Consider the following 21,484-nt stretch of genomic DNA (forward strand, 5'->3'; position numbering starts at 1 on the left):
GAGTTTTTAAAAGTACCTTATTTAAAAAGAAAATCTTATGCATTTTCTTTTTTAATCACGTTTAAAGCTGACCCTTCTTTAAACCAGTTTATTTGTGCATCGTTATAACTATGATTTGCCATAATAGTATCCTTACTACCATCTGAATGAACCACTTCAATAGTTAACTGCTTATCTGGCATAAAGTCAACAATATCAACAAAATTAAAGATGTCATCTTCTTGAATTTTATCGTAGTCACTCTCATTAGCAAACGTCAAAGCTAACATACCTTGCTTTTTAAGGTTTGTTTCATGAATTCTCGCAAAAGACTTTACTAAAACCGCTGCTACACCCAAATGCCTTGGTTGCATAGCTGCATGCTCACGAGAAGAACCTTCACCGTAATTATGGTCACCTACAACAATAGTTTTAATACCTTTTGCTTTGTAAGCACGCTGCGTATCTGGCACACCACCATACTCCCCGGTTAATTGGTTCTTAACAAAATTTGTTTTCTGATTGTATGCATTTACAGCGCCAATCAACGTGTTATTAGCAATGTTGTCTAAATGACCTCTAAAACGTAACCATGGTCCGGCCATTGAAATGTGGTCAGTAGTACATTTGCCATAAGCTTTAATAAGCAATTTCATTCCTTGTAAACTTTCTGGTTTAATAGGAGTAAAAGGGTCTAATAATTGTAAACGTTCAGATTCTGGTGAAACTATTACGTTAACATCACTTCCATCATTAACCGGAGCAACATAACCGGCATCTTCAACCGCAAAACCTTCTGGTGGTAATTCGTACCCCCTAGGTTCATCTAACATTACCTCTTCACCATCTTCATTAATAAGTTTATCCGTAGCCGGATTAAAGTCTAATCGCCCTGCAATAGCAATAGCGGTTACCAATTCTGGAGAGCCAACAAAAGCAAGGGTATTAGGGTTACCATCAGCACGTTTGGCAAAGTTTCTATTGAATGAATGTACAATAGTATTTCTTGGCCCATTAGCTGCTTTATCACCGTATCTATCCCACATGCCGATACAAGGTCCGCAAGCATTAGCAAAAACAGTAGCACCAATATTATTAAACGTATCTATAAAACCATCTCTTTCAATAGTATAGCGTACTTGTTCAGAACCAGGAGTAATTGTGAAGTTCGATTTGGTTTTTAAATTCTTATCAGCAACTTGTTTAGCTAAGGAGGCTGCTCTAGAAATATCTTCATAAGAAGAGTTGGTACATGAACCAATAAGACCGTACTCTACATTCAGTGGCCAGTCGTTCTCTTTTGCTGCTTCGCTCATTTTTGAAATAGGCGTAGCCAAATCTGGAGTAAACGGACCATTCAAGTGAGGTTCTAACGTATTTAAATCGATTTCTATTACTTGGTCAAAATAACTTTCTGGATTAGCATAAACTTCGGCATCACCAGTTAGATGTTCCTTAATTTCATTAGCCGCATCAGCAACATCAGTTCTACCAGTTGAACGTAGATATCTATCCATAGAATCATCATATCCAAATGTTGATGTCGTAGCGCCAACCTCAGCACCCATGTTACAGATAGTACCTTTACCTGTACAAGACATTGAAGTTGCACCTTCACCAAAATATTCTATGATTGCACCTGTACCCCCTTTTACTGTTAGAATATCTGCAACCTTTAAAATCACATCTTTAGGAGCTGTCCAGCCAGAAAGTTTACCAGTAAGTTTTACACCAATTAGCTTAGGAAATTTTAATTCCCATGCCATACCCGCCATAACATCTACAGCATCAGCACCACCTACACCAATGGCAACCATTCCTAATCCGCCTGCGTTTACAGTGTGAGAATCGGTACCAATCATCATACCACCAGGAAAAGCATAATTTTCTAGTACAACTTGGTGAATAATACCTGCACCCGGTTTCCAGAAGCCAATACCGTACTTTTTAGAAACTGACTCTAAAAAGTCAAATACCTCATTACTGGTTTGATTAGCTCTTTTTAAATCTGCTTCAGCACCTACTTTAGCTTGTATTAAATGGTCACAATGCACAGTTGTTGGTACTGCAACTTTTGGTTTACCAGCATGCATAAATTGTAATAACGCCATTTGCGCTGTAGCATCTTGACAAGCTACTCTATCTGGAGCAAAATCTACGTAATCTTTACCTCGCTTAAAAGCTTCGGTTGGTTCTCCTTGCCAAAGATGTGCATATAATATTTTTTCTGACAAGGTCATTGGCTTGTCTAATAATTTTCGGGCAGCTTCTATGCGCTTACCCATTTGGGAATAGACCCCCTTTATCATTTCAATATCAAATGCCATATACTTGTTTTTTTATCTTTAGTTAAGAAACCACAAGTTACAAACATTTACGAAAATCATATCTAATAACAGGCTAAAGAAAAATTATTAGGTTATTAGTAATAGTGATATTTCTAAAGAAAAAATTGAACAAAAAAGCCTGAGCATATGCTCAGGCTTTTTATTTACGATATAATTTGCAATAATTAGATAACTAATTGTTTTTGAGAAGGCTTAAATTTAGTTAAGACTATACCATCTACAGCGGCCTCATACTCTTGCAAAGTAGGTGTTCTACCAAGAATTGTAGATAGTACTACCACAGGAGTTGATGATAACAAAGATTCACCTTTTTTCTCACCAGAGTCTTTTACTACTCTACCCTGAAATAAACGTGTAGACGTAGCCATTACCGTGTCTCCTGGCTCTGCTTTCTCTTGATTACCCATGCATAGATTACAGCCAGGTCTTTCTAAGTATAACATATTCTCGTATTTAGTACGAGCAGCGGCTTTAGGGGCATTATCATTAAACTCAAAACCAGAATATTTTTGTAACACTTCCCAATCACCTTCTTCTTTTAACTCATCTACAATATTGTATGTTGGTGGTGCTACCACCAAAGGAGCTTTGAACACTACCTCACCATGTATAGCTTCAATATTCTTAAGCATTTGCGCCAATATTTTCATATCGCCTTTATGCACCATACAAGAACCAACGAAGCCTAAATCAACCTTTTTAGTACCGCCATAAAATGAAAGTGGTCTAATAGTATCATGAGTATATCGTTTAGAAACGTCTTCGTTATTAACGTCTGGATCCGCAATCATAGGTTCAGCAATCTCATCTAAGTCGATTACAACTTCTGCATAATACTTTGCGTTAGCATCTGGTTTTAAGGCAGGTTTTATTCCAGTTTTTAGTTCTTGAATTCTGTTATTGGCTTTATCTACCAACCCTTGTAAAACTTGTTTTTCGTTATCCATACCCTTTTCAATCATAATTTGAATACGGTCACGAGCAATCACCAAAGATTCTATTAGGGTTTCTTCTTCAGAAATACAGATAGATGCTTTAGCTTTCATTTCAGCGGTCCAATCTGTAAATGTAAAAGCTTGGTCAGCAGTAAGTGTACCAATATGAACCTCAATTACGCGCCCCTGAAAAACGTTTTCTCCATCAAACTGCTTCAACATTTGTTGCTGCGTTGCATGAACTACATCACGGAAATCCATATAACTTCTCATGTTACCTTTAAAAGTAACTTTTACTGATTGTGGTATGGGCATTGTAGCTTCACCAGTAGCTAATGCCAAGGCAACTGTACCAGAATCGGCACCAAAAGCTACCCCTTTAGACATACGGGTATGTGAATCACCACCTATAATGATATCCCAATCATCAACCGTAATATCGTTCAATACTTTATGAATAACATCTGTCATGGCGTGATATTTCCCCTTAGGGTCACGGCCCGTTATTAAACCAAAGTCATTCATAAACTTCATCAGACGAGGAATATTAGCCTTTGATTTATCATCCCATACAGAAGCCGTATGACAACCTGATTGGTAACCAGCATCAACAATAGGTGAAATAATAGTTGCTGCCATCATTTCTAGTTCTTGAGAAGTCATTAAGCCGGTAGTATCTTGAGAACCTACAATATTAACCTCAACTCGTACATTAGAACCTGAATGAAGTGTTTTACCTGGAGTAGTACCTACGGCATTTTTATTGAAAATTTTCTCAACCGCGGTTAGTCCATGGCCTTCAACTGAAATTTCTTTTGAAGGTGCATACACTTGAGGTATCTCTATACCTAATACCTTACATGCGAATGTTTGAAGTTTTTTACCAAAAACTACAGCGTAAGAACCACCTGCTTTTATGAACTCCATTTTTTGTGGAGTCAACGCAGCAGAAATATCTTTTAATTCTTTATCGCCATTGTAAAGCTTTTTTTCTTTTGTATTAATGGTAAGAACGGTACCCGTAGCAACAGAATATACTTCTTTTAAAATTGGCTCACCATCTTTATCGACAATGGTTTTACCGTTTTCATCTTTTTGCTTAACCCAGTTTTTTAAGTCGATACCTATACCACCTGTTACTCCCACAGTGGTTAAAAAGATTGGAGCAATACCATTAGTACCTGCAATAACTGGAGCAATATTTATGAACGGTACGTATGGCGAAGAAGGAATACCCGTCCACAAGGCTACATTATTAACACCAGACATACGAGATGAACCTACACCCATTGTACCCTTTTCAGCAATAAGCATAATACGCTTATCTGGATGTTGTTCTTTTAATGCCAATACCTCTTGTTGCATTTCTTTATTATGCTCAAAAATAGATTGGCCGTGTAATTCGCGGTCAGAACGAGAATGCGCATCTGCACCTGGGGACAATAAATCTGTTGAAATATCTCCAACACCAGCAATATAGGTTACCACTTTAATTTCTTCTTCTACTTCTGGTAACTTGGTAAAAAACTCAGCTTGAGCGTAGCTTTCAATAATCTCTTTAGCAATTGGGTTACCTGATTTCATAGCGTTTTCTAAACGCTCTGTATCAGCTTCGTATAAAAACACTTGCGTTTTTAAAACTTTAGCCGCTTTAACTGCTGTAGGTTTATCTTGCCCTAAAGCTAAATCTAATAAAACCCCAATGGAAGGTCCGCCTTTCATATGAGACAATTGCTCAAAAGCAAAGTCAGGTGAAATTTCTTCAATAACCACTTCGCCAAGGATAATTTCTTTTAAAAATTTGGCTTTAACGCCTGCTGCGCTAGTGGTTCCAGGTAGTGTATTGTAAATAAAAAACTCTAAAGAGTCTTTTCTATCTGGATGATTTAATTCTTTAATTTGTGAAATTAATTCACTTGTTAGTTCAGCACCATCAATTGGTTTTGGGTGTAAACCTTGAGCTTTACGCTCATTAATTTCCTTAATGTAATCTTTGTAAATACCCATAAAAAATAAATAAAGCTTACCCGTGTAAGCCAGTTAGGTTGTAATAGGTTTAATTATAAAAAAACGCATTTCTTCGGCACCATCATTGACAAATACGCATCCTACAAAAATACGAAAACGTTACCGTATTTATTGTGTCAAATGCGTTATGAAAATCTATTTTATTGTGATATTATCCTAATAGTTCAGTGATAATCTGGTCGATTGTAATGCCTTCGGCCTCTGCTTTGTAGTTCTTAAGTACTCTATGCCTTAGAATACCATGAGCAACGGCTTTTACATCTTCAATATCTGGAGAGTACTTACCATTAATTACCGAATGTGCCTTGGCTGCTAAAACTAAATTCTGTGACGCCCTTGGACCCGCACCCCAATCAACAAAATTTTTGATGATGTCAGGAGCTGTATCACTATTTGGTCTAGTTTTATTTACAAGTCTAACGGTATAATCAATTACATTATCTGCGATTGGTACGCGTCTTATCAGTTGTTGCACTTCTCTAATGGCTTCGGCACTAAATAAGGTGTTTAAGTTAACCGAAGCATCACTAGTAGTATTCTTAACTACAGCAATTTCTTCTTCGATAGACGGATATGTAAGCTCAATCGCAAACATAAAACGGTCTAATTGAGCTTCAGGCAAAGGATAAGTTCCTTCTTGCTCAATAGGGTTTTGTGTAGCTAACACAAAATATGGTAAATCTAATTTGTATTGATGCCCAGCAACGGTAACCGCTCTTTCTTGCATGGCCTCTAATAAAGCTGACTGCGTTTTTGGAGGTGTTCTATTTATCTCATCTGCAAGAATGATATTTGAGAAAATAGGGCCTTTGATGAACTTAAAGTTTCTATTTTGGTCTAATACTTCGCTACCCAAAATATCACTTGGCATTAAATCTGGAGTAAATTGAATTCGTTTAAAATCTAAACCCAAGGTCTGAGCTATAGTATTAACCATTAGCGTTTTAGCCAAACCAGGCACCCCAATCAATAAGGAATGACCCCCTGTGTAAATGGAAAGTAAAATTTGCTCAACAACGTGTTCTTGGCCAATAATGACCTTACCTATTTCCCGCTTTAAATCTTGATGTTTTTGAACGAGCTTGTTTACAGCTTCTACGTCTGACATGCAGTTAGTTTTTTACCCAATTATTAGCGAATTCACAGTCTCTATTATCCGGGTCAACATGAATGTAGTTTTCTTCAATATGCTCTTCCATCCACTCTTTAATAGCCTTAAATTGCTTTTCTCTTAAAGCAAGTTCTTGTATTTTTAAGTAATCTCTTGCAAAATCAGCTTTATGCTCATCATATCTATTTGAGATTTTCATAATCTTGAACTTAGGTGCTCCTCCTCTTGGGTCATCTTCTTTTAGTGGTTTAGAAATTTCACCGTCTTTTAAATTTCTAATTTGATTGTATAGAGAAGGGTCCATTTTTGTAAGTTCAAAACGTGAACCATAATCTATAGGATTACGTAAAACCCCACCATCGAACTTGGTTTCTTTTTCGTCTGAAAAATTTAAAGCAGCTTCTTCAAAAGTATATTTTCCATCAATAATATGCTGACGAATGCTGTCTAGTTCTTGAACTGATTTTTCAACTTCTTCATCAGAAATTTCAGGTATCATTAAAATATGTCTTAAATCTACCTCTTGCCCTCTAATTTTTTCTACCTTAATTATGTGGTACCCAAAATCGGTTTCAAAAGGTTCAGAAATTTCACCTTCTTGTAAGCTAAAAGCAACATCTTTAAATTCTTTTACAAAAGGAGTCTCTCTAGTCATACTATAAAACCCTCCTTTAGATTTTGAACCAGGGTCTTGTGAATAAAGTATTGCCTTAACGTTAAAACTAGCATCATTTTCTAAAACATCTTGGCGAATTTCTTTTAAGCGATTTATAATTTTTAATTTTTCTTTATCGCTAGGTTCTGGTTGCTTTACAATTTGGCTAATTTCTAATTCTGCACCAATCATTGGTAAGTCTTCTTCATCAAATTTATTAAAGAATTGTCTCACCTCTTCTGGGGTAACCTCAATACCTTCAACAATCTTAGTCTGCATTTTTTCTGAAAGCATTCTTAGTTTATTGATTTCAAATAGTTCTTTTCTGAAACTTTCTGGGTCTTCTTTTTTATAAAATTTTAGCACCTTTTCCATAGAACCCACTTGCGAAACTAGTTGTTGAATTTGAGCTTCACTTTGGGCATTAACCTGCTCATCAGAAACCAATAAGCTATCTTGAACTGCTTGGTGAGCATATAACCTATCTTCCATCAATTTACCAAGTAATTGGCAATGTGTAATATCTTGAGTTGAGGCACCTTGAGTTTTTAAATCGATAAGGGTTTTTTCTATATCAGAATCTAGAATTACGTAATCACCAATTACGGCCGCAATACCATCTAACTTTATTCTAGTTTTTGTTGTAGTGTCTTTTACTGCTTCAACAATTTCTTCTTCTTGTGCAGAAATTTGGAAAACTGATGCACATATTACTACAACGCTTATAATTCCTTTCTTAATCATAAATCTCAAATTCATTTTTTTTAAGGGCTTCATCTAACAATTCTGTTTCTAACTTTTTTAAGAACGCAATCTTTCTTCTATTAAGTATGAGTTGTTTAATGTTAGGTGTAACGTAACTCATTGGAGCAACATCATTTATCTCCAAAATATTTGTCACTTTGCCCAAATATACCCCCAAAGAATCTTGCAACTCAAAGAATTGTGATTTTTTTAAGTAGTTGTCTTGGTTCACATAAGTTAACGCCGGAATCTCTTCCATAACCCTATTGGTACTTACCCAGATAGAATCATTCAAATGCATTTTTTTAAACTGTACGGCTATTGAATCTAAGAACTTTTTATCTTGTTCTTCAAATCTTTTGAAACGAGTAACTACTTCTTCTTTATTTAAAAATTGATTGGGAAGCGCAACAAAGCGTAATTTTACCAAACGCTCACTTAATTTAAAATTGTCTTTTTCAGCTTGATAAAATTGCTGTATTTGACTGTTAGAAATTGTGGTGTCTTGTGCTTGTGCAACCAATGCATCTGTATAAGCTTTGGTATACAAATCGGCCTTATAACCGGCAACTAGCTTGTTATATTCTTCTTGTTTTTCTTCAGGTAAATTAATTATAGCCTTAGAAAGCAAAAGTTCTCTTCTTGCCCAATTATTGATATAATTGTTTACGATTATGGCACTATCTTGAGGACTATTACTACTTTTAAGCAACGGTTCAATATCCTTTTTATAAAGAAATTTATCTCCTGCCCTAGCAATTACTTCTTTTTCTTCTTTAGGCTTTAATAGCCCATCACAAGAAATACATAAAAAAACTAAAGCTGTAAGTAGTAAAAAAGAACTGCGATTCATTATCATAACTGCGTAGCGCAAAAATAACAATTAGTTAAACTAAGACAAGGTTAAGAACTATTAATAAACCATAGAGTTGTTTGAACTTTTTATATTTATTGATAACTACACTAAAAAAATGAAAAATCATATCATTAGATACCTAAGTCCACGTAACTCATTTAACTTTTTCTTTCTGTTAAGCTTGCTACTTATTAGTTCCTGTAGCGAAACAAAAGAAAAAAACTTTCTTGAAATTGCCTTAGCATCAGAGCATCCTAATATAAAAAGAGTCATGGATAGTGTCTCAGCATATGAAGTTCAAATTAGATATACCAAAATAGAGCGTCTAAAAGATTCCGTTGTATTAACAGATTATGATTTTCAGGTTGATGAGAACACCTATTTCTACCCTGCTAGCACGGTAAAACTACCCGCAGTTGTAGCAAGTTTGGAAAAGTTAAATGAAATAGATTCTTTAAACAGAAACACCAAATTTTATATTGAAGGTGATAGTGTTGAAACCACTTTTACTGAAGCAATTCACCAAATATTTGCGGTGAGCAGCAATGAAGCCAATAATAGATTAGTAGAGTTTTTAGGTTTTGATGAGCTCAATAAACGAATACAAAAAAAAGGTATTTCTGGTTTTAGGGTGTCTCATAGACTTTCCACAACAAATGCCGATGAAGTTAGCACTACCCCACTGGTTATCTATTTAAATGATTCTACTACTTCTACTACCAATACAATTATAAATACAACCGCGGAACCTTTAGCATTAAACAAGACCGTTAAAGGCGATGGTTATTTAGCTCAAGATGAACTAATTAAAGAACCTTTTGATTTTAGTTTGAAAAACTGGTATTCAATTCCAGCGCAAACAGGTCTTTTAAAAAGACTTTTCTTTCCAGAATTATTTGATGAAAACGAACAGTTTACATTAAGTAGTGAGCAACTATCATATTTAAAAGAAGCCATGGCTACCACGCCATATAAATTAGGATACGACAGAATAAAATACTACGATAGTTATGGTAAATTTCTAATTTATGGAGACACCAAAGAAAACATACCAGATTATATATCAATTTATAATAAAGTTGGTTATGCCTATGGCACTTTAACAGATTGTGCCTATGTGGTTGATACTAAAAACAAGATTGAATTTATACTAGGAGCCACAATTTTGGTCAACAAAAACCAAACATTCAATGACAATATTTACGAATTTGAAGAAGTTGGCATTCCGTTTTTAGGGCAATTGGGTAGAGAAATTTATGAACTTGAAAAGAATAAGTAGAAAAACACTATTCATTTCATAATAATTATAATATAATTCTTATTAGTTGTGTATTATTTATACTTTCGCTTGTAGGAATTACTTTCATTTATGAGTGGGGTTATAGAGAGCTATATTTTCTTAAGTACTGAAAAACAACATTTTAACACTGAGTTACTTCAAAACTTAGTAGCGCGTTCTTCATCAATGAATAAACGCTATGGTATCACAGGTTTTATGTACCAAACTCAGCCCTACTTTTTTGGGTATGTAGAAGGTACTAGTAAAAATATTGCACAACTAAAGACCAATCTTAATTCTGACACCAGACATAAGGTAATCTATTGGCTTAATGACAAAGAAAAACAAAAACGCCGTTTTAAATCTTGGGATTTAGTTAAAAAAGAAAATTATAATGACAAGGATGCTGACACTTCTAGCTCTATTTTTTTATTGTTAGATGTTTTGGTTTTATCTATAAATACGTTTATAAGAAATCAAGTTCAAGTAAGCGGTACCAAGCAACGTGAAGTCTTTGAGAAAATAGACCGGTTAGCCAACTTATTTGAACTAATTAAGCAGAATGAACTACATAGTTGATTTATATTGGCTCACCATATAAATCAAAATCGGCAGCGTCATTAATTTTTACAGTACAAAACTCACCCAACTTTACATAGTGCTTTGTAGCATCTATTAAAACTTCATTGTCAACATCTGGAGAATCAAACTCAGTTCTAGCTACAAAATAATTACCTTCTTTTCTGTCAACAATGCAACGGAACTGTTGACCAATTTTTTCTTGATTGAGCTCCCACGATATTTGAGATTGAATTTCCATTATCTCGTTGGCGCGTTGCTGTTTTATTTCTTCAGGAACATCATCTTCTAAATTATAGGCATGGGTATTTTCTTCATGACTGTAAGTAAAGCAACCTAATCTTTCAAAACGCATTTCTTCCACCCAAGATTTAAGAGTTTTAAAATCTTCTTCTGTTTCACCAGGATATCCAACAATTAAGGTTGTTCTGATTGCCATATTAGGAACTGCCTTTCTAAACTCTTGCAACAACCTTGTAGTCTTTTCCTTAGTCGTACCTCTACGCATACTTTTTAAGATAGGGTCTGCAATATGTTGTAGCGGTATATCAATATAATTACAAATCTTAGGTTCGTTTTTCATTACCTCTAAGACATCCATAGGAAAACCAGTTGGAAACGCATAGTGTAATCTAATCCATTCAACACCTTCTACTTTCACCAAGTTTTGAAGTAATTCAGCAAGATTTCGCTTTTTGTATAAATCAAGACCATAGTACGTTAAATCCTGCGCAATAAGAATTAACTCTTTAACACCATTTGCGGCCAACTTTTCAGCCTCTTTTACCAAATCTTCTATAGGTGTGCTTCTATGCTTACCACGCATTAAGGGTATAGCGCAGAAAGAACATGGCCTGTCACAACCCTCAGCAATTTTTAGGTAAGCGTAATTCTTAGGTGTTGTAGTTAAACGTTCCCCTATTAATTCGTGCTTATAATCAGCTCCCAGAGCTTTTAATAACAACGGTAAATCACTAGTACCAAAATATTGGTCTACATTAGGTATTTCTTTTTCTAAATCTGGTTTGTACCGTTCGCTTAAACATCCAGTTACAAAAACCTTATCAACAATACCTTCTTCCTTTTTTTGAACGTAATCTAAAATTGTATTAACACTTTCTTCTTTTGCATTAGCTATAAAACCACAGGTATTTATAACTACAATATTACCTTCCTCCTCATGTGCAACTTCTTTATTGTTGGCTTTTAATTGCCCCATAATAACCTCTGAGTCGTAGATGTTTTTACTACACCCTAGGGTTACCATATTTATTTTGTTGCTCTTAACTGACTTTGTGCGCATTACTTCTTTAAAATGGAGCGCAAAAATACAACAACAAGCTGCAAGACATCGATTAATTTGAATAATTATACCATTTATACGTTTCTACTTAAGAAAAAAAATTGCATAAATGAGCACTTCTATTTTAAAACCATGCTTTGGAATACTAGGTATAGCATTGCTAATGATTTCTTGTGAAACAGAAAACTTTATTAATGAAGATGAAATAGATAACACTGAAGAACCAGAAGTTAGTGAGTTGTATTTTCCTCCTTCCAATTCTGATGAATGGGAAACAGTTTCGCCAGCTACTCTAGAATGGAATTTAGCACAAGAAACTGATTTAAAATCTTTTCTTGAAGAATCGAATACAGAAGGCTTCATTATTTTAAAAGATGGTAAATTAGCAGTTGAGTGGTATTTTGGAGATTTTACCCAAGATAGCAACCATACATGGAACTCAGCAGCCAAAACACTAACAGCCATGACGGTTGGCATTGCCCAGCAAGAAGGGTATTTAAACCTTAATGAGTCTTCATCAAAATACCTAGGAAATGGCTGGTCATCAATGACCGTTGCTCAAGAAAATGCAATACGTATAAAACATCATCTTAGCATGACAACAGGTCTAGACTACGATGTCGAAGATACTTTTTGCACAGATGCGGATTGCCTTTTCTACAAAAACCAACCCAATGATGAATGGTATTATCACAATGCTCCCTATACCTTATTAGACCAAGTTGTAAGTGAGGCAGTAGAAATGGAGTTTAAAAGTTACTTTAATTCTAAAATTCGAGATAATATAGGCATGCAAGGCCAATGGGTAAAATTTGGGTTTAACAACCTTTATATAAGTAATACCAGAAGTATGGCTCGTTTTGGTCTTTTATGTCTTAATAAAGGTAATTGGGGATTTGTGAATGTACTTTCAGATAAAACCTTTTTTGAAGAAATGACAAATACCTCACAAGAATTGAATCCTTCATACGGATATTTATGGTGGTTAAACGGAAAATCTTCTTATAAAATACCTGGAAGCACTGCACAAAACAACGGTCCATTGATTCCTAATGCACCAACAGATTTGGTAGCAGGTTTGGGTGCCAACGACCAAAAGCTATATGTTGTTCCAAGTCAAAATTTGGTAGTAGTACGTGTTGGTGAAGATTCTGGTGAAAGTCTACTGGGACCCTCTGGTTACGATGATGAATTATGGCAAAAATTAAACACCTTTTTCAACAACTAATCTTGGTACTGTTCTGGTATTTTTCTTGATTTAGATACCGCTTCGTAAGCTGAAGCTAATTGGTACAACTTTCCTTCTTGAAACTGCTTAGCAATAAAAGTTAGACCAATTGGTTCTCCTGTTTCCATATAACCCATAGGAACGGTTATTGCAGGATATTCCGCCGCAGCAGCAAAACCAGCATGGTAATTATTTATAGATAATATGGCATCTAAACCGTGTGCATTCATAGGGTTGTTAAAGAACTTTCTACCTTCTAATTTTAATCGTTGCTTTATGGCCACCAATTCTTCAGTAGTTGTAGAATCTACCAAAATACCATCAAACCTAACTTGTCCATAGGGTATTCTAATTAAGGTGTCTTGAAGATTGAAGTTTACCACATCTTCTACGTTTTCAACCTTTACAGCATCTTTGTTTTTTACTTGTGTGGCCAAATAACGTGGTAAATCATTTTTCATATCGATATTTAAAATTGATAGAAAACCATCAAAATTCACTTCCTCTGGCTCAATTTCAACCACCTTGCCTCCCGAAGCTTTAATTAATTCTATTGTATTTTTGTAGGAGTCGTTATCGGCCAATAACTTCTTAAATACACCAAACTTTTTACCTTGTAATGAAGATTTACCAACGTACCAATCTTGAGGCCAATCAGTTTGTACAGATTCCGCATCTTGCTCATCAAAACCTCTCATAGCATCAATTAAAATTCCGTTATCAATAACATTTTTGGTCATTGGTCCAGGAGTATCTAATGTACTAGAAATGGGTACTATACCTGTTCTACTTAATAAACCTATTGTTGGTTTTAATCCAACGATTGAATTCTGACTAGAAGGGGAAAGTATAGAACCTGATGTCTCTGTACCTACAGCAGCAACTGCATAATTAGCAGCTGTACTAGTTCCACTACCTGCACTAGAACCTCCCGTATCAAATTTCATTCTTCCATAAGGATTCAAGGTTTGACCACCAATAGCGCTTTGGCCGTTAGGACAATCACATAAGAAATTAGCCCATTCACTTAAATTAACTTTTCCTAAAATTAATGCTCCTTTTTCTCTAAGTTGTTTAACAATAAATGCATCGTCTGTAGTGTTGTCTTTTAAAGCTACAGCTCCTGCAGTGGTGGCCATACTTTTAGCTCCAATATTATCTTTTAGTAGAATAGGCATACCGTAAATTGGGTGATGCCCTTCAGCCGTTTTATCTAAAGCTCTCGCTTGTTCTAACACTTCTGAATTTAAAGATATAATTGTATTAAGTGTTGAAGTATTTGGCAATTCGTATTTATAAATTCGGTATAAATAAAATAAGCTCAACTCTTCATAGGTGAATTTTTCATTGGTAATGTGCGCTTGCAGTGTTGGAATATCTTGCTCAAGAATTAATGGTTTTAAAACTTGATAACGTTGCTCAGAAAACTTAGAAACTTCATTGTATAGCGGCAGAAAGACTTCATTTTTATTCAACACTTTGCTTTGAATAAACTTATATCTCATGCGTTTACTTTCGTGTTCAGCATTAGCAGCAACATCTAAAGAATCATTATAGGGTTCCCATAATACTAAGTTCGTTTCTTCTTCATTTAAATCAACTGTATTAGTAGTGTTTTCAGGCTTAACATCTTTTTTATCAGTTTTACAAGAAGATAAACTAAGTACAAACAATCCAATTAATGCTACTAAGCATTGCTCTAAATATTTCATTTGATTTTATTTTTTGTTTTCAATAACAACAGAATTTGCTACAATATCATGCAACGCTTTTCTTTTTTCATTAGAAGTTACGGTTAATAAGGATAACCAACCTAACGTACTCTTTAATATAAACCGCAGCAAAGCTATCGGGAAACTTATTCGTTTACCAATTTCGTTATCTTGTTGTACACTAATATTGCTGTAAGTATGACCAATGGTTGCTCCATTTAAAGACGTAAACAAGGGGTCATATAATATAAAAATTACTACAAAGACCACCATTCTCAATGTATTAGGCACCTCAGAAAATAAAGCAAATAGTTCTGAAACTGCATACATAGCCGAAATTAAGATAACAGAATCGATAACCACCGCTTTAATTCGGTCTGGTAGCATGGCATATTGTAAACTCATATTTTAAAGAAAGAGTCCACAAATTCATATTTATTAAATACTTGTAAATCTTCAATACCTTCACCAACTCCAATGTATTTTACTGGTATTTGAAATTGGTCAGAAATACCAATAACCACTCCCCCTTTTGCTGTACCATCTAATTTAGTTACAGCAAGGCTGGTAACTTCAGTTGCCTTGGTAAATTGTTTGGCCTGTTCAAATGCGTTTTGCCCAGTAGAACCATCTAAAACAAGAAGCACATCATGCGGTGCATCTGAAATCACCTTTTGCATAACACGTTTAACTTTAGAAAGTTCATTCATTAAATTTACTTTATTATGAAGTCTTCCTGCAGTATCAATTAACACTACATCTGCACCATCAGCGACCGCGGAGTTTAAGGTATCAAAAGCAACAGAAGCAGGATCACTACCCATTTTTTGCTTTATTATTGGAATATCAACTCGTTCTGCCCATACTTGCAATTGGTCAATTGCTGCTGCTCTAAAGGTATCACCAGCTCCTAATACAACCTTTTTTCCTTGTTTTTTAAATTGATATGCTAACTTACCTATAGTGGTAGTTTTACCAACACCATTAACCCCTACCACCATAATCACATAGGGTTTTTTATCAATTGGAACAATGAATTCATCAGCTTCACCACTATTGGTTTCTGATAGTAAGCCAGCAATTTCTTCTCGTAAAATTTTATTTAACTCTTCAGTGCCTAAATATTTATCTTTAGAAACGCGCTCCTCTATACGCTCAATAATTTTTAATGTAGTATTCACCCCAACATCAGAAGTTACTAGTACTTCTTCTAGATTATCTAAAACCTCATCATCGACTTTAGATTTACCAGCTACGGCTTTGCTGAGTTTTCCAAAAAAACTGTCTTTACTTTTTTCTAGACCTTTATCTAGGGTGTTCTTTTTTTCTTTCGAAAAAATATTTTTGAATATGCTCATTTGTGTTTTTCGTAATACTCAAAGATAGGAAAGTGTTGGGAAAGGAATATAAAGAAAAAGCCGCTCAAATTATTTAATCTGAGCGGCTTATAATATTATTGTGGTTGTATTATTTTTTGTTTAACCAATCGTTCACCAACTCTGGTGACATTACAGACTCAACAAAAGTATAAGCACCAGTTTTTGGAGACTTTACCATTTTAATGGCTTTAGTCAATCTTTTTGAACTACTTTGTAGTGTTGCTACTGTCTTCTTTGCCATGTCTTATTATTTAATTTCTTTGTGAACAGTCATTTTCTTTAAGATAGGGTTGAACTTTTTAAGTTCCATTCTATCTGGAGTGTTCTTTTTATTTTTTGTAGTAATGTAACGAGATGTACCTGGCATACCAGAATCTTTATGCTCTGTACATTCTAAAATAACTTGAATTCTGTTTCCTTTCTTTGCCATCTTAACTCAATTTAAATAGCTGCACCGTTGGCACGCATCTCTTTAAGAACGGCAGAAATACCTTTCTTATTGATTATTTTAATACCCTTACTAGATACCGTTAACGTTACCCATTTATCTTCTTCTGGAACATAAAATTTCTTTTTGAAGATATTGGCATCGAACCTTCTTCTAGTTTTATTAATAGAAAAGGAAACGTTATTACCAAACATTACCTTTTTACCTGTAACATCACAAATCTTCGACATGGTGTTGTGCTTAAATTTTTAGCGAGTGCAAATTTAGATAAATATCGGAGACAGGCAAAACTAAAAGTCAGAAATTTGAAATTTCTTTATATAAAATTTCAAAAGCCTTGTTTACAGACTTTCTAACCACACGTTCTCGAGGCTTACCCATTTTAAATTCCTGAGCAAAAGTTCGCTCTGGTGTACTAATAGCAATAAAAACAGTACCTACTTCAACATCTGAATCTCCTTTAGATGGTCCTGCGTTTCCTGTGGTAGCAATAGCAAAGTCTGTTCCTATAATTTCTTTTACATTTTTAGCCATAGCTACTGCCACTTCTTCACTCACAACAGAGTGCTTTGCAATTAAATCCTCATCAACACCAAGAAGTTTTATTTTGGTTTCTGTTGCGTAACTAACCACTGCTCCTTTAAAGTAATTAGATGCGCCAGGCACAGCAGTTAATTGTTCTGCAATTTTACCACCGGTAAAGCTTTCTGCAGTTGCTAATGTAAATTGCTTTTGAGTCAACAGTTTTCCTATAACTTCTTCAATTGTATTTTCATCTTCTTCACCATATATAATGTCACCTATTAGAGGATATAACTTTTTAACCTGTTTTTCTATTTCAGATGTTAACGTTTTTTTGTCAAAACTTTTACCAGAAATACGTAATCTAACTTTACCTAAACTTGGTAAGTAGGCCAATTTTAGTGGTTCAGGCAAATTATTTTCCCAATCTTCAATAGTATTTGCAATGGTGCTTTCTCCCCAACCATAGGTTAATATGGTTCTATGAATGATAAATGGTCTTTTAAAAGTGTCTAAAACTCTAGGTATGACTTCTTTAGTCATCAACCCTTTCATCTCATAAGGTACTCCTGGCATAAAAACAAAAACAGAACCATTCTTTTCTAACCATAAACCGGGTGCTGTACCAAAACTATTGTGCAGTATTGTAGCTTTAGAAGGAACCAAAGCCTGTTGCCTATTCATTTCTGAAATAGGAACGTTTATGTATTTTTTGAATAGCAGTTCAATATGCGCTAAAACCTTTTCATTCTTTACCAAACTGTCGTCAAAAAAATCGCAGATTACGCGTTTGGTTACATCATCTTTTGTGGGTCCCAGCCCACCGGTAATAATAACTAACTGACTTCTTGTGTTCGCTGTTTCTAGAGCGTCTCGTATTTGTGATTCCTCATCTTGGATAGAAGATATTTGATAAACACTAATACCTACCTTATTTAATTCTTGCCCCATATAGGCAGAGTTGGTATCTATAATTTGCCCAATAAGTATTTCATCACCTATAGTGATGATTTCTGCTTGCATTAAAAAGTAATTTGAATTATTTTAAAGGTCTAAATTAAAAACAGGAAAAATAGGCCAATACGTGGTTATTGAAATTGAAAGTCGTTTTGCAGTTCAGTAATCACCTGCAAAATATCTTTCTTAAGTTGGGGGAACTTAGATTCAATTTTATCCATATTGGCCGAATTTTTTCCTAGCGTTTCAATCTCTAGAGCAGCAGCTCTGGTTTCTTCCATACCCATTAAGTCTACATTCGGCTTAATCTTATGGGCTAACTTGTAAATTTGAACATATTCCTTTTCAGCAATTGCTTGTTCAAGACTTTTTAGGTCTTCTGGTACTTCTTCTAAAAAAACCGAAATCACTGAACGAACAAAGTCTTCATCCCCCTCAGCCATCTCATTAATCTTATCGAGACTATATATCATTATCTTACATTAATTGAAAAAAAACTTTCATCTTCTATCTTTCCTTCAAGGTAGTCATTCGGCGAAACTTTTCCAACACCTGCGGGTGTTCCTGTGAAAATAATATCACCTTTCTTCAACATAAAGTATTGTGAAACATATGCTATAAGCTCATCTATTTTCCACAACATCATTTCTGTGTTTCCGTTTTGTACAAAATCCCCATTTTTTAACAATGAAAACCCTAATTTATGTAAATTTTTGAAATTATCCTTATGCACCCACTTACCAATTACAGCTGCACCATCAAAACCTTTAGCCTTTTCCCATGGTAACCCTTTGGATTTCAATTCGCTTTGTATGTCTCTTGCTGTAAAATCTATTCCTAAACTAATTTCATTATAGTATTTATGTGCAAACTTTTGGTCTATATGCTTACCTACTTTATGAATTTTTACCAATAATTCCACTTCATAATGCACTTCATTGGAGAATTCTGGAATGTAAAAATCCTGTTCTTTAGGAAGAATGGCCGAGTCTGGCTTAATAAAAACTACAGGTTCTTTGGGCTTTTCGTTTGCAAGCTCTTCTATATGGGCAGCATAGTTTCTTCCTATACAAATGAGTTTCATTTATTAAGAATTTTTAATTAAATAATTTCTGACAGTTAGGGTAAAATTGCACACAAAATTCTCAATGATTTTTGTGACCGCAAGTTGTTTAACAAAGGTTTATGACAGCTTATTATTAAATTTTGAAAGCTTAAGCTGAGTAAGAACCTTTTTGGTGTATAACGGAAAATCCGCATTTAATATCCATCCAAAATAACCTGGTTCGTTATCAAGCACTTCGTTAACTAGCTTTCCTTTGTGCTTACCAAAAGTAAATACCGGTTCTCCCTGTTTGTTTTTGGCAATAAAACCAGCAAAATCTAGCGATTGTTTTCTTGTTGTAAATTCTGACAGTTTTTTCACATTGTTTTCCAATTCTGGATAACGGTCTAATTGCGCTTTCAACACTTCGTAGGTAGCATTTGTATCTGCTGCTGCACTATGGGCGTCTGTCAAATCTTTATCGCAATAAAACTTATAGGCCGCACCAAGAGTCCTCTTTTCCATTTTATGGAAAATTGTTTGAACATCAACAGAAACCATTGATTTCATATCAAAATCAACATCCGCCCTCAGCATTTCTTCTGCCAATAACGGTATGTCAAATCGGTCAGAGTTAAAGCCCGCTAAATCACTATCCTTAATAAGACTGTAAATCTCTTTAGATAATTGTTTAAATGTTGGTTCATTAGCAACTTTTTCATTAGTAATACCATGAACTGCAATAACCTCAGCAGGTATTTCCATTTCAGGATTCACCAGCCAAGTTTTACTTTCCTTATTACCGTTAGGATAGACCTTTAAAATAGCTATTTCAACAATTCTATCTTTAGCCACATTAGTACCTGTGGTTTCTAAATCGAAAAAGCAAATAGGTTTCGTAAGTTTTAACTCCATAGTTTGTGGGGACGAATTTTGGCAAAAGTAAAAATTGCAAATTGGTTCGCCCACTAAACAGGGCTATATTTCTCTATTAATATCCCAATCCTCTAAATAATCAGCCACGGTTTTCACAAACATACCGCCCAAAGCACCGTTAACTACGCGGTGGTCATAACTATGTGATAAATACATTTTACTGCGAACACCAACAAAATCTCCATCAGGAGTTTCAATAACCGCGGGTAGTTTGCGTATAGCTCCAAGAGCTAAAATACCTACTTGAGGCTGATTAATAATTGGTGTGCCAAAAACACTACCAAAAGTTCCAACATTAGTTACAGTATATGTGCCATCTTTTACCTCATCTGGTTTAAGCTCATTTTTACGGGCTCTATTGGCCAAATCATTAACCTTTTTAGCCATGCCAACTAAGTTTAATTGGTCTGCATTTTTAATTACAGGCACTATTAAATTACCATCTGGCAACGCTGCGGCCATACCTAGATTAATATTCTTTTTCTTGATGACACTATCACCCTCAAGAGAAATATTCATTAACGGAAACTTTTTAAGCGCTAGGGCTATAGTCTCCATAAAAATTGGTGTAAAGGTTAACTTTTCACCTTCTCGTTCTTCAAACTTCTTTTTAACCTTGTTTCGCCAATTAACTAAGTTGGTTACGTCTACCTCAACAAAACTTTGTACATGAGCAGCGGTAGAAATACTATCAATCATATGCTTGGCAATTAACTTACCCATTCTTGATAGTGGAATAATCTCGTCTCCTTCTTTAATAGTCACAGAAGATTGACTGGAAGCAGCTTGAACTTTATTCTTTTCTATAGCAGCAATCTCGTTATTTTTTATCGCAGATGGTTCTTCTGCCTTTGTATTTTGGGTAGTTTCTTTCGATGTTGTGGCTTGCCCTCTATGTTCAACATAAGAAAGAATATCATTTTTAGTAACCCTACCTTCCAAGCCAGAGCCTTGTATATTTTCTAATTCAGAGACTGAAACCCCTTCTTCTTTAGCAATATTTTTCACCAAAGGAGAGTAAAAACGCTTTGTCTCAGAAAAATCTTGTTGAGAATTAGTAACTGATGAAGCTACCGTTTCTATCTGTTGTTCTAATTCAACCGCGTTATTTTCTACCACTTCTTTTTCTTCTTCAACTGACTCTTTCCCTGGCTCTTGTTCAGTAGTGGATGAACCGGAATCCTCACCTTCAATTTCTATGATAGCAACAACTTCTCCAACTTGAATAACATCATCAACATCAAATCTTTTTTCAACTAGCTTGCCTTCAACCTCACTTGGAACTTCAGAATCCACTTTATCTGTGGCAATCTCAAAGACAGCTTCGTCCATTTCAATGGTGTCACCAACTTCTTTTAACCAAGTAGTTAATGTTGCCTCAGCAACACTCTCACCCATTTGAGGCAATTTTAATTCGAATTTTGACATATTCTTAAATTA

General features: G+C 34.8%; 20 protein-coding genes. 3 read left to right on the forward strand and 17 right to left on the reverse strand.

From position 1 onward, the window contains the following. Positions 1-35 precede the first annotated feature (35 nt). The 5 genes from H5V42_RS14640 to H5V42_RS14660 form a co-directional block, all read right to left on the reverse strand. Positions 36-2,306, reverse strand: a complete 2,271-nt coding sequence (locus H5V42_RS14640; RefSeq protein WP_185783925.1) for an aconitate hydratase — start codon at positions 2,304-2,306, stop codon at positions 36-38. Between the two features lie 185 nt (positions 2,307-2,491). Beyond that, positions 2,492-5,269: a bifunctional aconitate hydratase 2/2-methylisocitrate dehydratase gene (locus H5V42_RS14645; RefSeq protein ID WP_185783926.1), complete on the reverse strand. Its 2,778-nt coding sequence runs from the start codon at positions 5,267-5,269 to the stop codon at positions 2,492-2,494. A gap of 172 nt (positions 5,270-5,441) precedes the next feature. Further along, the gene (locus tag H5V42_RS14650; protein ID WP_185783927.1) at positions 5,442-6,398 is read right to left on the reverse strand and encodes an AAA family ATPase; all 957 of its coding nucleotides are present in this window, start codon (positions 6,396-6,398) and stop codon (positions 5,442-5,444) included. A 4-nt stretch (positions 6,399-6,402) separates the two neighbouring features. Further along, positions 6,403-7,800 (reverse strand): peptidylprolyl isomerase, encoded by a 1,398-nt coding sequence (locus H5V42_RS14655; protein WP_185783928.1) that lies wholly within the window; start codon positions 7,798-7,800, stop codon positions 6,403-6,405. Next, positions 7,793-8,674, reverse strand: a complete 882-nt coding sequence (locus H5V42_RS14660; RefSeq protein WP_241731928.1) for a peptidyl-prolyl cis-trans isomerase — start codon at positions 8,672-8,674, stop codon at positions 7,793-7,795. The genes H5V42_RS14655 and H5V42_RS14660 overlap by 8 nt, the downstream gene beginning before the upstream one ends. A 97-nt stretch (positions 8,675-8,771) precedes the next feature. Between H5V42_RS14660 and H5V42_RS14665 the strand changes: the two genes are divergently transcribed. Together H5V42_RS14665 and H5V42_RS14670 are read left to right on the forward strand one after the other, a co-directional pair. Beyond that, entirely contained in the window at positions 8,772-9,935 is a 1,164-nt protein-coding gene (locus H5V42_RS14665; protein ID WP_185783929.1) for a serine hydrolase, read from the forward strand. A gap of 90 nt (positions 9,936-10,025) precedes the next feature. Then, complete coding sequence (locus tag H5V42_RS14670; RefSeq protein ID WP_185783930.1) at positions 10,026-10,514, forward strand: BLUF domain-containing protein; 489 nt, start codon at positions 10,026-10,028, stop codon at positions 10,512-10,514. A 1-nt stretch (position 10,515) separates the two neighbouring features. Here H5V42_RS14670 and rimO read toward each other — a convergent pair whose 3' ends face one another. Continuing rightward, positions 10,516-11,817 (reverse strand): 30S ribosomal protein S12 methylthiotransferase RimO, encoded by a 1,302-nt coding sequence (gene rimO / locus H5V42_RS14675; protein ID WP_185783931.1) that lies wholly within the window; start codon positions 11,815-11,817, stop codon positions 10,516-10,518. 109 nt (positions 11,818-11,926) lie between these two features. Between rimO and H5V42_RS14680 the strand changes: the two genes are divergently transcribed. After that, the gene (locus tag H5V42_RS14680; protein ID WP_185783932.1) at positions 11,927-13,045 is read left to right on the forward strand and encodes a serine hydrolase domain-containing protein; all 1,119 of its coding nucleotides are present in this window, start codon (positions 11,927-11,929) and stop codon (positions 13,043-13,045) included. Here H5V42_RS14680 and H5V42_RS14685 read toward each other — a convergent pair. From H5V42_RS14685 to H5V42_RS14735, 11 genes are all read right to left on the reverse strand, one after another. Continuing rightward, complete coding sequence (locus H5V42_RS14685) at positions 13,042-14,757, reverse strand: amidase family protein (protein WP_185783933.1); 1,716 nt, start codon at positions 14,755-14,757, stop codon at positions 13,042-13,044. The genes H5V42_RS14680 and H5V42_RS14685 overlap by 4 nt on opposite strands. A gap of 6 nt (positions 14,758-14,763) precedes the next feature. After that, positions 14,764-15,162 (reverse strand): RDD family protein, encoded by a 399-nt coding sequence (locus H5V42_RS14690; protein ID WP_185783934.1) that lies wholly within the window; start codon positions 15,160-15,162, stop codon positions 14,764-14,766. Continuing rightward, complete coding sequence (gene ftsY / locus H5V42_RS14695) at positions 15,159-16,115, reverse strand: signal recognition particle-docking protein FtsY (RefSeq protein WP_185783935.1); 957 nt, start codon at positions 16,113-16,115, stop codon at positions 15,159-15,161. Before ftsY ends, H5V42_RS14690 begins: the two co-directional genes overlap by 4 nt. Positions 16,116-16,224: 109 nt before the next feature. Further along, positions 16,225-16,377, reverse strand: a complete 153-nt coding sequence (locus H5V42_RS14700) for a DUF4295 domain-containing protein (RefSeq protein ID WP_185783936.1) — start codon at positions 16,375-16,377, stop codon at positions 16,225-16,227. Between the two features lie 6 nt (positions 16,378-16,383). Next, positions 16,384-16,566 (reverse strand): 50S ribosomal protein L33, encoded by a 183-nt coding sequence (gene rpmG, locus H5V42_RS14705; protein ID WP_185783937.1) that lies wholly within the window; start codon positions 16,564-16,566, stop codon positions 16,384-16,386. Between the two features lie 11 nt (positions 16,567-16,577). Next, complete coding sequence (rpmB, locus tag H5V42_RS14710) at positions 16,578-16,814, reverse strand: 50S ribosomal protein L28 (RefSeq protein WP_185783938.1); 237 nt, start codon at positions 16,812-16,814, stop codon at positions 16,578-16,580. Between the two features lie 67 nt (positions 16,815-16,881). After that, positions 16,882-18,129, reverse strand: coding sequence for a competence/damage-inducible protein A (locus tag H5V42_RS14715; RefSeq protein ID WP_185783939.1), 1,248 nt, complete (start codon positions 18,127-18,129; stop codon positions 16,882-16,884). Between the two features lie 65 nt (positions 18,130-18,194). Further along, positions 18,195-18,536 (reverse strand): Hpt domain-containing protein, encoded by a 342-nt coding sequence (locus H5V42_RS14720; RefSeq protein WP_185783940.1) that lies wholly within the window; start codon positions 18,534-18,536, stop codon positions 18,195-18,197. Next, positions 18,536-19,147 (reverse strand): fumarylacetoacetate hydrolase family protein, encoded by a 612-nt coding sequence (locus H5V42_RS14725; protein WP_185783941.1) that lies wholly within the window; start codon positions 19,145-19,147, stop codon positions 18,536-18,538. The genes H5V42_RS14720 and H5V42_RS14725 overlap by 1 nt, the downstream gene beginning before the upstream one ends. Positions 19,148-19,246: 99 nt before the next feature. Continuing rightward, positions 19,247-20,023: a 3'-5' exonuclease gene (locus tag H5V42_RS14730; protein ID WP_185783942.1), complete on the reverse strand. Its 777-nt coding sequence runs from the start codon at positions 20,021-20,023 to the stop codon at positions 19,247-19,249. Between the two features lie 63 nt (positions 20,024-20,086). Further along, positions 20,087-21,472: a dihydrolipoamide acetyltransferase family protein gene (locus H5V42_RS14735; RefSeq protein ID WP_185783943.1), complete on the reverse strand. Its 1,386-nt coding sequence runs from the start codon at positions 21,470-21,472 to the stop codon at positions 20,087-20,089. Between the last annotated feature and the right edge of the window lie 12 nt (positions 21,473-21,484).

The sequence above is a fragment of the Croceivirga lutea genome (genome assembly GCF_014235875.1).
GTDB lineage: Bacteria > Bacteroidota > Bacteroidia > Flavobacteriales > Flavobacteriaceae > Croceivirga > Croceivirga lutea.

Excerpts from the sequence above, each read along its gene's own strand:
- H5V42_RS14640 (WP_185783925.1), bottom strand. The coding sequence starts at position 2,306 with ATGGCATTTGATATTGAAATGATAAAGGGGGTCTATTCCCAAATGGGT.
- H5V42_RS14645 (WP_185783926.1), bottom strand. The coding sequence starts at position 5,269 with ATGGGTATTTACAAAGATTACATTAAGGAAATTAATGAGCGTAAAGCT.
- H5V42_RS14650 (WP_185783927.1), bottom strand. The coding sequence starts at position 6,398 with ATGTCAGACGTAGAAGCTGTAAACAAGCTCGTTCAAAAACATCAAGAT.
- H5V42_RS14655 (WP_185783928.1), bottom strand. The coding sequence starts at position 7,800 with ATGATTAAGAAAGGAATTATAAGCGTTGTAGTAATATGTGCATCAGTT.
- H5V42_RS14665 (WP_185783929.1), top strand. The coding sequence starts at position 8,772 with ATGAAAAATCATATCATTAGATACCTAAGTCCACGTAACTCATTTAAC.
- H5V42_RS14670 (WP_185783930.1), top strand. The coding sequence starts at position 10,026 with ATGAGTGGGGTTATAGAGAGCTATATTTTCTTAAGTACTGAAAAACAA.
- rimO (WP_185783931.1), bottom strand. The coding sequence starts at position 11,817 with ATGCGCACAAAGTCAGTTAAGAGCAACAAAATAAATATGGTAACCCTA.
- H5V42_RS14680 (WP_185783932.1), top strand. The coding sequence starts at position 11,927 with ATGAGCACTTCTATTTTAAAACCATGCTTTGGAATACTAGGTATAGCA.
- H5V42_RS14685 (WP_185783933.1), bottom strand. The coding sequence starts at position 14,757 with ATGAAATATTTAGAGCAATGCTTAGTAGCATTAATTGGATTGTTTGTA.
- H5V42_RS14690 (WP_185783934.1), bottom strand. The coding sequence starts at position 15,162 with ATGAGTTTACAATATGCCATGCTACCAGACCGAATTAAAGCGGTGGTT.
- ftsY (WP_185783935.1), bottom strand. The coding sequence starts at position 16,115 with ATGAGCATATTCAAAAATATTTTTTCGAAAGAAAAAAAGAACACCCTA.
- H5V42_RS14700 (WP_185783936.1), bottom strand. The coding sequence starts at position 16,377 with ATGGCAAAGAAGACAGTAGCAACACTACAAAGTAGTTCAAAAAGATTG.
- rpmG (WP_185783937.1), bottom strand. The coding sequence starts at position 16,566 with ATGGCAAAGAAAGGAAACAGAATTCAAGTTATTTTAGAATGTACAGAG.
- rpmB (WP_185783938.1), bottom strand. The coding sequence starts at position 16,814 with ATGTCGAAGATTTGTGATGTTACAGGTAAAAAGGTAATGTTTGGTAAT.
- H5V42_RS14715 (WP_185783939.1), bottom strand. The coding sequence starts at position 18,129 with ATGCAAGCAGAAATCATCACTATAGGTGATGAAATACTTATTGGGCAA.
- H5V42_RS14720 (WP_185783940.1), bottom strand. The coding sequence starts at position 18,536 with ATGATATATAGTCTCGATAAGATTAATGAGATGGCTGAGGGGGATGAA.
- H5V42_RS14725 (WP_185783941.1), bottom strand. The coding sequence starts at position 19,147 with ATGAAACTCATTTGTATAGGAAGAAACTATGCTGCCCATATAGAAGAG.
- H5V42_RS14730 (WP_185783942.1), bottom strand. The coding sequence starts at position 20,023 with ATGGAGTTAAAACTTACGAAACCTATTTGCTTTTTCGATTTAGAAACC.
- H5V42_RS14735 (WP_185783943.1), bottom strand. The coding sequence starts at position 21,472 with ATGTCAAAATTCGAATTAAAATTGCCTCAAATGGGTGAGAGTGTTGCT.